The sequence below is a fragment of the Insolitispirillum peregrinum genome, assembly GCF_900156605.1.
Lineage (GTDB): Bacteria > Pseudomonadota > Alphaproteobacteria > Rhodospirillales > Rhodospirillaceae > Insolitispirillum > Insolitispirillum peregrinum.
In genome coordinates this window covers 270,484-285,896 of record NZ_FTOA01000001.1, presented here as the reverse complement: position 1 = coordinate 285,896, position 15,413 = coordinate 270,484, and the positions used below count along the sequence as shown (strand labels likewise).

12 protein-coding genes are annotated in these 15,413 nt (G+C 59.0%); 5 read left to right on the top strand and 7 right to left on the bottom strand.

Annotated features, from left to right (window positions below):
- Nucleotides 1-359 precede the first annotated feature (359 nt).
- Nucleotides 360-635 (top strand): hypothetical protein, encoded by a 276-nt coding sequence (locus BW995_RS01165; RefSeq protein ID WP_076398180.1) that lies wholly within the window; start codon nt 360-362, stop codon nt 633-635.
- A 10-nt stretch (nt 636-645) separates the two neighbouring features.
- Here the strand turns inward: BW995_RS01165 and BW995_RS01160 are convergent, their stop codons facing one another.
- The 4 genes from BW995_RS01160 to BW995_RS01145 all read right to left on the bottom strand — a co-directional run bounded on the left by BW995_RS01160 (nt 646) and on the right by BW995_RS01145 (nt 6,984).
- Nucleotides 646-1,350 carry an RluA family pseudouridine synthase gene (locus tag BW995_RS01160; protein ID WP_245821200.1) on the bottom strand — a complete coding sequence of 235 codons (705 nt, stop codon included), beginning with the start codon at nt 1,348-1,350 and terminating at the stop codon, nt 646-648.
- Nucleotides 1,347-4,316, bottom strand: a complete 2,970-nt coding sequence (locus BW995_RS01155) for a PAS domain-containing sensor histidine kinase (RefSeq protein ID WP_076398177.1) — start codon at nt 4,314-4,316, stop codon at nt 1,347-1,349. The genes BW995_RS01160 and BW995_RS01155 overlap by 4 nt, the downstream gene beginning before the upstream one ends.
- A 182-nt stretch (nt 4,317-4,498) precedes the next feature.
- Entirely contained in the window at nt 4,499-4,960 is a 462-nt protein-coding gene (locus tag BW995_RS01150; protein WP_076398175.1) for a response regulator, read from the bottom strand.
- Nucleotides 4,960-6,984 carry an MASE1 domain-containing protein gene (locus BW995_RS01145; RefSeq protein ID WP_076398173.1) on the bottom strand — a complete coding sequence of 675 codons (2,025 nt, stop codon included), beginning with the start codon at nt 6,982-6,984 and terminating at the stop codon, nt 4,960-4,962. Before BW995_RS01145 ends, BW995_RS01150 begins: the two co-directional genes overlap by 1 nt.
- 273 nt (nt 6,985-7,257) lie before the next feature.
- On the opposite strand from BW995_RS01145, the gene BW995_RS01140 reads away from it, so the two are divergent.
- The 3 genes from BW995_RS01140 (at nt 7,258) to BW995_RS01130 (ending at nt 10,094) form a co-directional block, all read left to right on the top strand.
- A complete protein-coding gene (locus BW995_RS01140) occupies nt 7,258-8,946 on the top strand; it encodes a diguanylate cyclase domain-containing protein (protein WP_175616950.1) in 1,689 nt (562 codons plus the stop codon).
- 451 nt (nt 8,947-9,397) lie between these two features.
- Nucleotides 9,398-9,604 (top strand): cold-shock protein, encoded by a 207-nt coding sequence (locus BW995_RS01135; RefSeq protein ID WP_076398170.1) that lies wholly within the window; start codon nt 9,398-9,400, stop codon nt 9,602-9,604.
- Nucleotides 9,605-9,629: 25 nt separating this feature from the next.
- The gene (locus BW995_RS01130; RefSeq protein ID WP_076398169.1) at nt 9,630-10,094 is read left to right on the top strand and encodes a YaiI/YqxD family protein; all 465 of its coding nucleotides are present in this window, start codon (nt 9,630-9,632) and stop codon (nt 10,092-10,094) included.
- A gap of 252 nt (nt 10,095-10,346) precedes the next feature.
- Here BW995_RS01130 and BW995_RS01125 read toward each other — a convergent pair whose 3' ends face one another.
- Together BW995_RS01125 and BW995_RS01120 are read right to left on the bottom strand one after the other, a co-directional pair.
- Nucleotides 10,347-11,192, bottom strand: a complete 846-nt coding sequence (locus BW995_RS01125) for a PhzF family phenazine biosynthesis protein (RefSeq protein WP_076398167.1) — start codon at nt 11,190-11,192, stop codon at nt 10,347-10,349.
- Complete coding sequence (locus tag BW995_RS01120; RefSeq protein ID WP_076398166.1) at nt 11,176-11,457, bottom strand: DUF1127 domain-containing protein; 282 nt, start codon at nt 11,455-11,457, stop codon at nt 11,176-11,178. The genes BW995_RS01125 and BW995_RS01120 overlap by 17 nt, the downstream gene beginning before the upstream one ends.
- 81 nt (nt 11,458-11,538) lie before the next feature.
- Between BW995_RS01120 and BW995_RS01115 the strand changes: the two genes are divergently transcribed.
- A complete protein-coding gene (locus BW995_RS01115; protein ID WP_076398164.1) occupies nt 11,539-12,951 on the top strand; it encodes an aminotransferase-like domain-containing protein in 1,413 nt (470 codons plus the stop codon).
- A gap of 268 nt (nt 12,952-13,219) precedes the next feature.
- On the opposite strand, the gene BW995_RS01110 is transcribed toward BW995_RS01115, so the two are convergent.
- A complete protein-coding gene (locus tag BW995_RS01110; protein WP_076398162.1) occupies nt 13,220-15,055 on the bottom strand; it encodes a PHA/PHB synthase family protein in 1,836 nt (611 codons plus the stop codon).
- Between the last annotated feature and the right edge of the window lie 358 nt (nt 15,056-15,413).

Sequence of the window (15,413 nt, the reverse complement as noted above, 5' to 3'; positions counted from 1 at the left end):
AATTGATGTAATTTTTATAAAACAAAAAAATAATGCAATGCAATACAATATGACGCACTCATGATGAAAAGAGAGATAGCAAGCGCTGATAAAATTACAATGGCATATATCCATCTATACTTTTTCACAATCCTAAGAAAAATATGGATTTACGCCTTCTGTCATAAGCCCGTTCCCCCATTGTTTATAAAAAGTCCATTTCCCCCTCCTATTTGTCTGATTGTGGGGGCTGGTTGTTCATGCCTACAATGTATCCAGCATGATGGCCCAAGCCCCCGCGATGCCATCATGCCGTCTGCGGGCATCGCATGACAGCTCCCCCCTTTGTATCGCACGGGCAAAGCCTGCAGGAGCCGGTGATGTTGATGAATACGGGCCTGTTCATTCTGATATGGGAATCAGTTACGGTCAGCGTCGCCGCGACCGTCAGGGCGTTTTTTCCCTCTTTCGCTTTGTACGAAATGCTGATTCAGGCGGTCGTGCTGCTGCCCGTGGCCGTGGTGCTGACCATCTGGGTTGATCGGCGCCTGCTGCAAGGGGCGCCGCCGCTGGTCGTCACCCACGAACCGCACGATGCCCCTGTCGTAGACGATCCCTGCGCCAAACGGGTTTCCTCGCCGGTGTCCGCGTCCTGAACGGACAGGGTTATTTTTGCCAGCCACAGGCCGCCAGTGCCTGCTGCATGTGGGACGGTACCGGAGCCTCGGCCATGACCGGAGGCTTGTCGCTGTACAGCGGGATGGTCAGGGATCGCGCCAGCAGATGCATCATCGGGGGAGCCTCGTCTCCGCTGGCCGGGCCATAGACCGGGTCCCCCACCAGCGGCAGCCCCATGATCTGGCAATGCACACGAATCTGGTGCGTCCGTCCCGTTTGCGGACGACATTCCAGCCAGCTCAGGGTTCGCCGTTCGTTGTGCCCCAACAGGCGCCATTCGGTCACCGCCGGTTGGCCTGTCTGACGATCAGCCTTCATTTTCCAGCCCCGCTGGCCGTTGACCTTGGCCAACGGCAGGTCAACGATACCGCTGTCTTCAGCCGGAACGCCCTGCACAACCGCCCAATACACTTTCTGGATTTTGCGTTGCTCAAACAGTTTGCCCAGACGGCTCAGACCCTTTTGGCTGCGCCCCAGAGCAAGGCAGCCCGCCGTATCACGGTCAAGCCGGTGGGCCAAAGCCGGAGGCCGCGGGTGCTCAAAGCAGAGGCGCGGAAACCAGTCCTCAACCGTTGGACCACCTCCGGGACCGGGATGCACAGGTAACCCGGCAGGCTTGTTGATCACCATGATCAGCCGGTCACGGTACAGCACGCGGTCCTGAAGTGCCTTGTCTGACCAGTCAGGGGTCACAGCTCGCTCTCTTTCGCCGGGGGAGGCATCTGCGGCGATGGGGCAGAGGCCAGCGCCAGGGTAAACGTAAAGATGCTCCCCTTACCCGGCTCGGAAGAAACCGTCAAGTCACCGCCATGCAGCCGGGCAATTTTACGGCAAATGGCCAGCCCAATACCGTTTCCTTCGTATTTTTCCCGGGTGTGCAGACGCTGGAAAGGCTGGAAGATCCGTTCAAAATAGCTGTCTTCGATCCCGATGCCACGGTCTTCCACCTCGACCCTGCACCCCTGCGATCCATCGGTGATCGCACGCACCCAGACCTGAACCGGTCGCGCAGGATCACGATACTTGATGGCATTTCCCACCAGGTTTTGCAGCAAACTGACCAACTGGCCCCGGTCGGCCATGACCAGCGGCATGTCTGACTGAATCGCCACGTCGGCTCCGACGTCTTCGATGGCGATCCGTAAATTGTCCACCGCTTCGCGGGTAATGTGCGTCAGGTCCAACGGGACCATTTCCACCCCTTTCCGCCCAACGCGGGAATATTCCAGCAGGTCACGGATCATGGTGCTCATGCGGTACGCCCCGTCAACGGCCGTTGCAATAAAAGTCTGACCGTCTTCGTCCAGCAACGGAGAATACCGCCGCCGCAACAGCGTCAGATAGCTGGTGATGGTTCGCAACGGCTCTTGCAGGTCATGCGAAGCAACGTAAGCAAACTGCTCCAGATCGTTGTTTGACCGCTCCAGATCCTGCCGCTGTTGCTGCAGGCTGCTGACGTCATACAGACTGACCACCGCGCCCGAGATTTGCCCCTGCCAGCGCAGCGGCGCTACACCCAGCTCAACCGCCCGCAACTGGGTGGTCTGCGCATCCCACAGCAGCGCTTCGACAGCGGACAGTGCCTCGCCGGTCCGTAAAACGAAAGACACCGGGCAGGCAGCATCCCCTTCGTTGCCCCGCATCGCCAGAGCCCGCCCCATGCGATCCGTCAAACGCAGGACCTGATCCACCGGGCGCCCGATGACGTCCTGCGCCATCATCCCCAGCATCTGCTGACCAACCCCGTTGACCAGCGTCACCCGTCCGCTGTCATCAACGCCCAGCACCCCGTTGCTGGCACTGTCAAGAATCAACGCCGTCTGGGCATTGATCCGGGCCAGCATTTCCTGGTTTTCAAATTGCGATGTCAGGTCCAGATGGGCCGCAATAAAGCGTTCGACGGCCCCTTGAGCATCATAAACAGCCCGCGCACAACAGCGGGCATAGACCAGATGCCCATCGCGATGACGATAGCGCAACGACAGCTCGATCGTCTTGTCCTGATTGCCCCGGTCTGCCAGCGACGTCAGGCTTTGCAACGCCAGAGCACCATCTTCGGGAAGAACAGCGCCGTCCCACGCCTGCCGGGTATTGGGGAATTCGTGGTCCAGATAGCCCAGCTGCGCTTTCCATTCCGGCGAAAACCACATTTCATTGCTGGCCGGGTAATACTCCCACACCCCGATCTGCCCGGCCTCGATAACAATCGCCAAATGTTGCTGACTGTCCTGCAACGCCTCACGCGCCTTCTTGCGTTCGGTAATATCGTCAACAAAGGCATAGGAACCGGTCAGTTCGTGCTCCTCTGACCACAGCGACGTCGCATGGAAACGGGTATGGCGAATATCTCCCGCCGCTGTCTTCAGTCGGACATCATAAACACGATGCTTTGTTTTATCGGCCAGCGAAAAACGCTCGCGCACCCCCGACTGGTCTTCGGGGTGAACAAAACTGATGAAGGATTTGCCCAGAATGTCTTCACGCGGGCACCCCAACAGCTCGCACAGAGCCTGATTGACGTCCAGCACCAGACCGCTCCTTGGCGCGACAAACCAGAACCCCTGCACCGAAGCCTCGACCACATCGCGGTATCGCTGGCGCGACCGTTCCAGATCACGCTCGGCCACCCGGTGCTGGGTGACATCGTGAATGATCGAGCTGAGAATCGCCCGTCCTTCGACCGTAAACGGTGTAGACCACACTTCGACATCGCGGATTTCGCCGTTGGCCAGACGATGGCGGAAATGGAAATGATTGCGCTGCTCTTGCCGTGCCAAAGCCATTTCACGGGCAATTTCATCTTTCGACAGACAGTTAACATCCTGAATGTTCATCGTCCGCAAAGCTTGCAAGTCCCAGCCATAAAAGGCAACGGCGGCCGGGTTCGCATCCAGAATGGAGCCATCCTGCGGATCAAGCAGCAGCTCGATGGCATAGCTTCCCTGAAACAGTTGCTCATAAAAGGGGTACAGCTGGTTTTTGTTCAAACGACGCTGCCACATGAACAGGACCAGCAGAAAGCCTGCAACCACACCGGCCAAAGCCAGCAGGAATCCGCTCCAGACACGATTTTCCTGCTGTTGGTGATCCTCAACAAACCCCTGCAAGACCTGCTCGGCAGACTGGTGAAAGCCAGCCAGCAAAGGCTCCCATCCGGCGAGGCTGAGGCGTGCTTTTTTCAGGCGGTCCTTTTGGGCATCGGTCACGACATGACCGGGTGACACCCCGGCCACCAGCTCGCGGTAGGCCATCAGCGACGCCTGAATGTCACCGATACCGGGAACAATCTCCGGGAAGTTTCTTTTCAATAACGGCAGGGTCTGATCGATCAGCAGCAGGCTCTGCGTGATCCCCCGCGCCGCAGGTTCCAGCCCGTCTGCCCCGGCCGTTGCATCAGCCAGAGCCAACGCCAGACCCAAACCCCGAACTTCATAGCCGAGCTGGTTCAAGGCGACCAGAACATCCCGCCCCTCCAGCAACTGGCGATGCCCCTGCTCCAGAGGCATCTCGGCTTCATTATGCTGCCACCAAAAGGCAACGCCCCCGATCAAGGCCAGCCCGATCACACAAATGACCCCGTACACTGCCCATGTCCGGGTCGTCACGTTCCGGGTCTGCCTGTCAGGCGGCCCACCGCCCGCTTCTGTCTCACGCTGCATGGCGTCCTTTCCTGACGGCACCCTGGAGTCTGATCTTTTGATTTGCCGCAGTGATGATGCGCAAATCCGGTCCGCAACCAAGCCTGACTTTTAGAGCGTTTTCACACCGAGCGAAAACGCTCTTCCCTTTTAGTGCCGCATTTTCCGAGCTGTTGACCGGAGACGGTCAACTTGAAAATGCTCTAATAGCCCATCACACCTGTCAGGTGTTGCAAGGACTGCACTGCCGAACCGGTTAGCCACAAGGTATGAATGGCTCGCAACTTTTCAATCAATTCCTCGATGGTGACCGGCTTGGTAACAAAGGCGGCCGCGTGGTTCCGGTAACTTTCCCGCACATCGAACGGAGATTCCGAGGTGCTGAAAACAATCACCGGGATATCACAGATATCATCCTGCGCCTTGAGCATCAGCAGTGTTTCACGCCCATCCATGCGTGGCATGTTCAGGTCCATGAAAATCAGGTTTGGCCGACGGCTGTTGGCATAATGCCCCTGCCGTCGCAGGTATGCCAAAGCGTCAAAGCCATCCCGCACGCTTTCCAGCTCGATCCGGAAATCAACCTCGCGCAACGCCTCGCGGGTCAGTTCGATATCGGCGATGTTGTCGTCAATCATCAGGATCAAAGGCTGTACCCGCTGCATCACCGTTCCTCCACCTCTGATTTTTGCGCTGGCAGGGTCAGGGGCAAGGTCAGGTGCACCGTCGTCCCAACCCCCAACCGAGACTCAATCCAGACCCGACCACCATGCCGTTCGATCACCCGGCGACAATAAGCCAGTCCAACACCTGTCCCGTCATAGTCATCAATCGTATGCAGACGGGAAAACAGCATGAACAACTTCGGCTGAAACACAGGGTCGATACCGATGCCGTTATCCTGAATCGACAGCTCCCAATACTCCGCAGCACTGGCAGGCAAGCCATTGGCTTTCCGTATTCGGCTTTCCTCTGTTTCCACCGGCCAGGCCGAGACAATGATTTCCAACGGCCGTTCACTATCCCTGTATTTTACACTATTTCCGAGAATATGTTCGAAAACATGATGAATTTGTCGCTCGGCAGCCATTACCACCGGCAAAGGACCAGCAACACGCACGGAAACGGCATCGGCCCCCAAGGCACCACACACGTTCCCGATCACCGTTTCCAGCCCGACCGGCTGGTGGGGACTGCCATCATCGACCATGACGTAATGCATCAGGTCATGAAACAGGTGGTACATGCGCTCTGTGGCATTGACCACCCGCCCCAGATAGCCCTGGGCAGTCGCATCAAGGACCGGAGTGTAGCGACGTTCCAGCAATTGCGCAAAGCCGGAAATGGAGCGTAATGGTTCCTGCAAGGTGTGCGTGATGGCAAAGGTGATCCGCTCCAGTTCGGCCCGCGCCCGCTCGGCCCGCTCCAGTGCATCCCGCAAGTGTCGCTCATTGACTTTGCGTTGCGTGATATCCTCTGCGGTGGACACAAAATGACTGATCCGCCCATTTTCGTCCCGCAGGGGCGAGATCGTCATTTGCTCCCACACCAGTGAACGATCCTTACAGATGTTCAGGAATTCTCCCCGCCAGCTCCGGCCATCAATGATCGCCTTCCAGAGCGAGGCATACTCATTGCCAGACGTATGACCACTTTTCAGAAAACGGGGATTCTGACCAATTGCCTCGGCACTCTCATACCCCGTCAGCGCACTGAAGGCCGGATTGACATAGGTGATCTGGCCAGCCGGATTGGTGATGATCACCGCTGATGCTGACTGCTCGACCGCCTTTGACAGCACGCGGGCTTGTTCTGCAGCGGTATCCCGTTCGATCAGCACCGCCGACAACGCCAAAGCCATGATCAGCGAGACCACCATGAATCCCATCAACAGCAGGATGGTATCATTCAGCTCGTGCCGAACAAACGGGCCGTGCCCGGCGGCGGTGAGAACCACTGCCGGCATCACCACCGCCAGAACCCCCAGGGTTGCCCCTAAAATCCCCAGCCGCAGCGCCCCCCACATGACGAGCAGAAACAGGGCATAGACCAGAACCATTCCGTGCTCTGCCAGCGACAACGGGTCAGAAAACACCAGCATCGCCAAGGCAAGGCTTCCCCCGCCATACCAGCTCAGGGCCGCGACGGACACCCTACTCTGCAAGGCCCGTTTTTCACGCAGGCGGTACCAGACCAGCACCGACGGCACCAGGATCAAAATCCCAACAGCATCCCCCGCCCACCAGGTCAGCGCCACAAAGGGAGAAACCTGCACAGGGGCGATATTGACAAGGACCAACGTCGTGGTCGCACACAGGGCGGCCGGGATCGGGGCAACACCCCCGGCCAGCAGCAATACGCCGACATCCCGCAGGGAGCCGAAGTGTTCCAAACGCGGTGCAAAGCGCTGCAACAGGAATGCCGCCAGCAGATATTCGACACAGTTCCCGCAGGCAAACACCAATGCCACAGGCAACGACATGCCACCACCAACCGACACCACCACATTCGCCAGCCAACAGGCCCATAAAACGCGGCGCCCAAAAACCAGCAGGGCAAGAACCGACACTCCCGACGGTAACCAGATCGGGGATACATTGCCATCAATAAAGGAAAACAGCAGACCCAGCTGTGCAACCAAAATGTACAGCACGACAATCGCGGCACCACGCCCAAGGGAGTGCAGCATGTGCCCCTGCCCGGTGAAAGACGTATTTTTTGTAACATCGCCCACAGTGCAGAGTCCCCTTCGTTTCAGACAGCAGGCGCAAACATGTTCTGTCTTGCCAGATCAAATTCAAAAGAACAGAGCGCCCTATTCTTTTCTGAACACTCTTTTAGCCTGATCGTTCTGCTCAGGGAAACAACGCCATGGACATTGCCAATGCAAAAGAAAATATGGTACTCCAAGACAAAAATAAACTGCATTATGCTCCATGATACACAGGAAAGGATTTTGGCCGTGGTTTCTGCTGGCGAGCCCCTCTCCGTTCTGCTCATCGAAGATAATGGTGCCGACGCCCGTATCTTCGAAGAGATGGTGCATGAGGCTGGCGACAACCTGACGATCGTCTGGGCGCGATCAATGCAGGAAGCCCGCAGCAAGCGCGATGGCGTTCAGACCCCCTTTTCCCTGATTGTCACCGATCTCGGCCTGCCCGACACCCAGGGCCTCGAGACCATCGGCGCTGTTCTCGACCTGTTTCCAAACCGTCCGGTGGTCGTCATGACCGGCCTGAACGATTCCGCCATGGGCATCACCGCCGTGCAGCGGGGCTGCCAGGACTTTGTTCTCAAGGGCTTTACCGACCCCTTTCTGCTGGTTCGCATGTTGCGCTATGCCATTCAGCGCCATGAAACCGAGCGGCAGATCAAGGAAAGCGAAGAACGGTTCCGCACGCTGGTCCAGATGTCACCGGATGCGATCATCATCGCCACCGGGCAAAGCATCACCTTTGTCAATCCGGCAGCACAGGCCCTGTTCGACAGTCCCCGGCGACAGAACCTGGAAGGCTTGCCCCCCACCGAGCTGTTCCTTGGCCCCGATGGTGCGCAGGCCGTCAGCACCATCATCAGTTGCCTGTCCGAAGGCCGGTCACATCAGGATATCGAGCTGACCCTGCTCAGCCACAGCAGCAGCCCTCTATCGGTTGAAATGCGCGTCGCCCCGATCACAGTCGGCGGAGAACGCCGGGCACAGGTCATTCTGCGCGACATTTCACTGCGCAAATTGCGTGAACAGGAATTGCAGCTGGCACAAACGGTGTTCGAGACCACCGCCGAAGCAATGATGATCACCGATGCCAACAAGAAAATCGTTGCCGTCAATCCGGCCTTCACCGAGATCACCGGCTATGGCCGCGATCAGGCGATGGGGCAAGACCCGCACATCCTGTCATCCGGGCGACACGATCAGGCCTTTTATACGGAAATGTGGTCAACGCTGGCGGTCAACGGCCACTGGCGCGGTGAAGTCTGGAACCGTCGCGCCGACGGGGCTGCCTATGTACAGCGCGTGACCATTTCGTGCATTCGCAACCGTCAGGGGCAGATCACCAATTACGTCGGGGTGTTCAGCGACATCACCCGTGAGAAGGAAGCCAGTGAAAAGCTGCGCCACACCGCCAGCCACGACGCGCTGACCGGCCTGCCGAACCGGGCTTTGCTGCACGACCGACTGGAACAGGCCATCTCCAAGGCCAGCCGTGATGACAGCGGACTGGCCCTGCTGTTTATCGACCTCGACGGCTTTAAACCGATCAATGATACCCACGGCCACCTGATCGGTGACCTGCTGCTGCAAGGAGTGGCCGAACGCCTGCGTGACTGCGTGCGCGAAAGCGATACTGTCGCCCGTCTGGGCGGGGACGAATTCGTCATCCTCAGCCTGAACACCGCGTCGCAGCAGGATGCCGCCATCATCGCGCAAAAGGTGCTGGATACCCTCGCCCGGCCGTTCGTTCTGAACGGTATCAGCGCACAGGTCGGCGCCAGCATCGGCATCGCCCTCTACCCCATCCATGCCAACGGCGGCGAAGCCCTGTTGATGGCAGCCGACCATGCGATGTACGCCGCCAAGAATGCCGGCCGCCGCTGTTACCGCAGCGCCACAGCACTCCCACAGGCAAAAGCGTCTGCGACATCCTGTTAGCCCCGGCCTCGACCACACCCGGGCATGTGCCCATCGCACCCGGAACAGTCTAGCTGATGGCCTGATGGCGTGTTTTCATCGACCAGCAGCCATCCTTGATTGCTCGACAGTCAGGGTACACAAGGGTAATTCAATTCCAGGCCGCCCCCGGTGCGGGCGCGTCGCATTTTGACTTTTCGCATCCGCCACAGTGCTGCAAAAAACCGTCTCCATCATTTCTTTCCTGCCGCTTTGGGCTTGCAATTGTACGCAAACCTCTTCATCTTCGGATCGTCGAATAAGCTTTGGGTACGTCCACGCTCACCCCCCATGTCCCGATACGGTGGCCTTTCCCTTTATGGAATGTCTGTTGTTTCATACAGGACGCCGGAATTGACTGGTCTCCCCCCAATTCGTTTCGATGCCTGTCGAGCATTCCGACGACAGGCAACGCCAGTTATGAGGAGTCCACATGACCACTGGCACCGTGAAATGGTTCAACACCACCAAGGGTTATGGCTTCATTCAGCCGGATGACGGCTCGGCCGACGTGTTCGTGCACATCACCGCCGTGCAGAAGGCCGGTCTGGCCGGTCTGAACGAAGGTCAGAAGGTGTCCTACGACCTGGAACGCGGTCGTAACGGCAAGACCTCTGCCTGCGACCTGAAGACGCTGTAATACAGCTCCGCGACGGGGCAGACTAATGACGACGATCTATATCGACGCAGACGCCTGCCCCGTCAAAGAGGAAACGGTGAAGGCTGCGCTGCGACACCGCATAGCAGTCTATATTGTCAGCAACCGCTGGCAACGGGGTGAACAAAACCCCCTCATCCACCGCGTAGTCGTGCCGCCCGAACCGGATGCCGCCGACAAATGGATCGCCGAAGCCATCCAGCGCGAGGATATCTGCATCACCAACGACATTCCGCTGGCCGCCCACTGTCTGGAACGTGAGGCCCATGTGATCCGCCCCGATGGCAGCCTGATCACCCAGCAATCTGTCGGCAATGCCCTGGCAATGCGCGACCTGATGGCGCACTTGCGCGAAACCGGAGAAATCACCGGCGGACCGGCCAGTTATAACCGTCAGGATCGGGTCCGCTTCCTCGATAGCCTCGAACGGCTCATTCAGGCCAGCCTGAGGGCGAACAAAGCCCTGTCCTGAAGCATTTTCTGGGAAAAACTCCCCAGAACCCCTATTTTCCAGAGCATTGTGCGAAAAGTGGATCCTCAGCACACGACAAACAGAAAACAGGATCATGGAGCGCTGCTCCAAACCCCGCTGGGGCCTTAAGGCCCCAGACCCCATTAACTTGATATTGAAAGAAAAATGGGGGTTCGGGGCCTCAGGCCCCGAGCGGGTCAGGCGGCAGCCTGCACTTTTCTTTCAACTGCCGTATCCAGTGAGGCATTCGGCTTACAGATAAACCTGCCCACTGAGATACAGAACACTGTGACCGGCGATTTCTGTACGATCCCCCAGTGCACGGCAATACAGGGTGCCGCCCCGGCGCGAGACCTGACGGGATATCAGGCTGTCGCGCCCCAACCGCCTGGCCCAGAACGGCACCAGCGCGGTGTGGATTGAGCCGGTCACGGGGTCTTCATCAATTCCCCAGCCCGGGGCAAAATACCGGCACACAAAGTCACAACCATCCTGATCACGGTTGGCTTCGGCGGTGACAATAATCCCACGCGCCTTCACCTCGGCAAAGGCGGTCAGCTGCGGGGCCAGAGCCTTGACCCGGGCCGGACTGTCGAGCACAACAAACAGGTCATCACCGTCGTACCGCATGACCTCCAGCACTGGCGATCGAAGCACCGCGTCGAGAGCCTCGGGGATGATCATCGGGCGCAGTTTGCTGGTGGGAAAGTCCATCACCAACAGGTCGTCATCCCCTTGCCGGACAGTCAACAGACCGCGCTGGCGGGTACGAAACACCACCGTATCCCGCTGAGGGGTGAGGTGCTGAAAGATCACATGGGCGCTGGCCAGTGTGGCGTGACCACACAGGGGCACTTCGCACGACGGAGTGAACCAGCGGATCTCATAATCAGCCTCACCACCCGCCGGTTCTGCAACCAGAAAGGCCGTTTCAGCCAGATTGTTTTCAGCGGCAATGGCGGCCAGTTTGTCGTCAGGCAGCCAGGCATTCAGGGGCATCACCGCCGCTTGATTGCCCTTCAGGGCCACGTTGGTAAAGGCATCCACCTGATAGAGGGGGACAGTCAAAGGCTGGGCGCTGTCAGGAACGGGGCTCATGGCGGTTCTCCTGTGAGGGGGATGTGGGGATAACGGAAAGGCGATCAAGATCACACCGGCTGATGCCGATATCCCTTAGCATCCGGTCGTCCCAACTGTGAAGCTGACGAATCTGGCGATGGCGGTCCAACCGGTCGAGCAGACGGTCGCAGGTTGCCACCAGCCACAGGGACAGACCCGACATCAACAGCCGCAGGCCGGCGACGATCATTTCGCTGGGTGTGAGGAAGGATGACGACTGGATTGTCCTAGTACAATTCTGCATGATGGCCCCCTCGGGGAAAATTGTTGTCCTAATCGCAGAGTGTCTTGACCGATTGTCCTGGTCAACAGTAACATTGTCACCATGACAATATGGACCCCCTCCCTCGAAGGCCGCTCTGGCCCCACCTATCGAGCCATCGCTGACGCGGTGGCCGATGCCATTGCTGACGGCTCGCTGAAACCCGGCGACCGCCTGCCGACCCACCGCGATCTGGCCTGGGCGCTGGGGGTGACCGTGGCCACTGTCACGCGCGCCTATCAGGAAGCGCGCCGCCGCGACCTGATCGACGGTGAAGTCGGTCGCGGGACGTTTGTCCGTCCGCCGGATACCGACGAGAACCCCAGCGCGGTTCGCCGGTTCCACTTGCCGCCGCTGGAAGAATTTTCCGAAAGCGGGCCGATCAATCTCAGCCTCAATTTTCCGCCATTGCTGGGGCAGGAGCAGGCCTTTGCCGAAACGCTGGCCGAAATCAGCCGGTCGAATGGTCTGGGGCAGATGCTGACCTACCAGCACAGTCTGGGTGTTCCCGAACACCGGGCAGCGGGAGCCCGCTGGTTGAAGCGGGTGGGCCTGACGGCTCGCCCTGAACAAATCGCGGTAACCTGTGGCGGGCAGCACGCGATGGAGACATCCATCAGTGCGCTGTGTCGCCCCGGCGATACGGTGTTGACCGAGCCGTTGACCTACCCCGGCATGAAGGCTCTGGCGGGGCAGTGGGACATCAAGCTGGCACCGGTAGCCTGTGATGGCGAGGGGATTTTGCCCGATGCGCTGGAGGACGCCATTCGCCAGCATGCGCCCCGCGCCCTGTACACCATGCCAACGCTGCAAAACCCCACCAGCGCCACCATGTCCGAAGGACGGCGGCGGGCATTGGCAGCGATTGCGGAGCGCGCCGAGATGTTCGTCATCGAGGACGATGTGTATGGCTTGATGCCGCAGGATCGTCCCCCGCCGCTGGTGAGCTGGCTGCCCCGGCACGGCATTTACCTGACCAGCTCTTCAAAGAGCATGGCTCCGGGGCTGCGGCTGGGCTGGGTCTGCGCCCCGCTGGCGATCATTGACCGCTTTCAGGTGGCGCTGCGGGCCAGTTGCTGGATGGCTCCGCCGTTGATGGGCGAAGTGGCGCGGCGCTGGATCGACAGTGGCTTTGCTGACGAGATTGTCGGCAAACTGCAACAGGATGTGCGGGTGCGCTGGAAAATGGTGGAAGCGATACTGGGGGATCATGTGGCTGATAATGATCGTTCCAGTTATCACCTGTGGATCCGCTTGCCGGAACACTGGCGGGCTGATGCCTTTGCCGACCAGCTTCAGCGGATGGGGGTGATCGTGATGCCTGCTGAAACCTTTGCTGTCGGCAAGCAGCGACCGACCCCGGCCATCCGCGTCTGTGTCGGGGCGATGACCACACTGCGCCGGACCGAGGAAGGGCTGCGGATCATTGCCCGTGCGCTGCGCGAAGGGCCGGATCACCTGATTGCCGCAATGTGATCTGCGCCTAAACTGACGCCACAGTACGTGCCAGTCCACGCAGGAGAATGGGCTACCGCCCATACCCATTCGGAGGTGATGCCCCCGAACCCCCACTTTTTCTTTGAATTCAAAGGAATGGGGTCTGGGGCCGACTGGCCCCAGCGAGGTGTGGAGCAGCGCTCCATGATCCTGTTTTTCTACTGTCGTGTAACGCACGCTGCTCTAAAAAGAAGCACCGGCAAGGACGCCCTGCCGGTGTTTCTTTTGATCGCAATGCCGGGATGTGTCAGACGGCCCGGATTTTGACGTAGGAACCAGGAGCTGCCTCCAGAACCGGCAGCTTGCCGGAACCGGGCTGCAGGGCCGGAACGTCCGGGCCGGACAGCGGGGCGCACCATTCATTCCAGTCGGTCCACCAGCTACCTTCGTGCTGTTGGGCCCCCTTCAGCCAGGCATCGGGGGATTTGACCTTGCGGTTGTTGGTCCAGTAGCAATACTTGTTGGCGACCGGCGGATTGACCACCCCGGCAATGTGGCCCGAAGCCGACAGCACAAACTTCACCTTGCCGCTGTAGATGTTGGTGGCGGCAAAGGTCGAGGTCCACGGGGCAATATGGTCTTCGCGGCACGACAGCATGTAGACCGGAATATCGACCTTGCCGAGATCAAGCGGCACGCCCTGCAACACCACGCCACCGGGTTGGATCAGCTTGTTTTCCTGATACATCTTGTGCAGGTAGAAGCTGTGCATGGCGGCGGGCATGCGGGTCGAGTCACCATTCCAGTACAGCAGGTCGAACGGGAACGGCTCCTTGCCCAGCAGGTAGTTGTTGACGACGAACGACCAGATCAGGTCGTTGGCGCGCAGCATGTTAAAGGTGGTGGCCATGTCGCCGCCATCCAGATACCCGGCCTTTTGCATCCGCTCGTCGAGGGCATCGAGCTGCTCTTCGTCGATGAACACCCCCAGTTCGCCCGGCTCGCTGAAGTCGGTCAGGGTGGTGAGGAAGGTGGCCGAGTTCAGGCGATCCTGACCCGTCGCCTTGAGGTAGGCTGCGGTGGAGGCGAGCAAGGTGCCGCCCAGACAATAGCCGATGGCGTTGACCTTGCTGGCACCGGTGGCGTCCTGAATGGCATTGATGCCAGCCAGAGTGCCTTCCAGCATGTAGTCGTCGAACGACTTGTCTTTCAGGGTTTCATCCGGGTTGACCCACGAGATGACAAAGGTGGTATAGCCCTGATCGACCAGCCACTTGATCAGCGAGTTCTTTTCCCGCAGGTCAAGGATGTAGAACTTGTTGATCCACGGCGGCACGATCATCACCGGCACCGACTTCACCTTTTCGGTGGTCGGGGTGTACTGGATCAACTGCATCATGTCGTTCTGGTAGACCACCGACCCCGGCGTGGAGGCGATGTTGCGGCCGACTTCGAACGCGCTTTCGTTGGTCATCGAAATCCGCAGGCGGCCATGGCCGCGCTCCAGATCGGACAACAGGTGTTCCAGACCCTTTAGCAGGTTTTCGCCGCCGCTTTCGACGGTAACCCGCAGAACTTCCGGGTTGGTGAACAGGAAGTTCGACGGTGCCATGGCGTCGATGAACTGGCGGGTATAGAACTCGACCTTCTTTGCGTCCTTGGTGTCGAGACCTTCGACGTCGTTGGCGACGTTGGTCAGCCAGCGGCTGGTCAGCAGATAGGACTGCTTGATGAAGTCAAAGACTTCGTTTTCGTGCCAGGCGTCATCCTTGAACCGGCGGTCGGTCTTGTCGGGGACAATCACCGGCGAGGTTTCTTCACCGAACATGCGGCGGGCGGTGTTCTGCCACAGGTTCATGTAATCCTGCCACAGCGACACCTGCGCCTCGACCAGACGGGCGGGGTTCGCCATCAGGCGGGCCGTCATTTCCATAAAGGCTTTGCCGACGTGCATCGGGTCCAGATCGGTCGGGGCCGGTTCGGGATGTTCGGCCTGACGGGCCAGAAAATCGCTGACCAGACGCTGGCTGCGCTCGGCGATATTGGCCATCGCCTTGGAGACTTCGGCCGGATCGGGGATTTTCATGTCCGGGTGATGGTCGGCATTGGGGGTCGCTTGCTTGGAATTCTGCTGATCAGCCATCGAGACTCTCTCTTCCTCCCGCGATAAGGGTAACGCCATGCCGCGGTACCCTTCGTGCTCCGGTGGTATGGTGAGGGGCTTGGGTGCCAAAGTCCACACCTGTCTTGGGTGATACCCTGATTATCTGGCACAGGGAACGAGTTTACGCATTCCTGTGGAAATAAATCATGGAATGGTAACACGCCTCATGTATTTTATGGGGCCTGACTTATGGCAAGGTCGCACATGCAGCGACCCTGTTGCGCTTTTCTCTTATCGGCAAACGAGGCCAAACACCATGTTTCCTATTCGCCTGCCCCAAAAGGTGTCTGAGCACGCGTCCCGGCACATTCCGGAGACCGTTGCGGCAGCAGCCAGC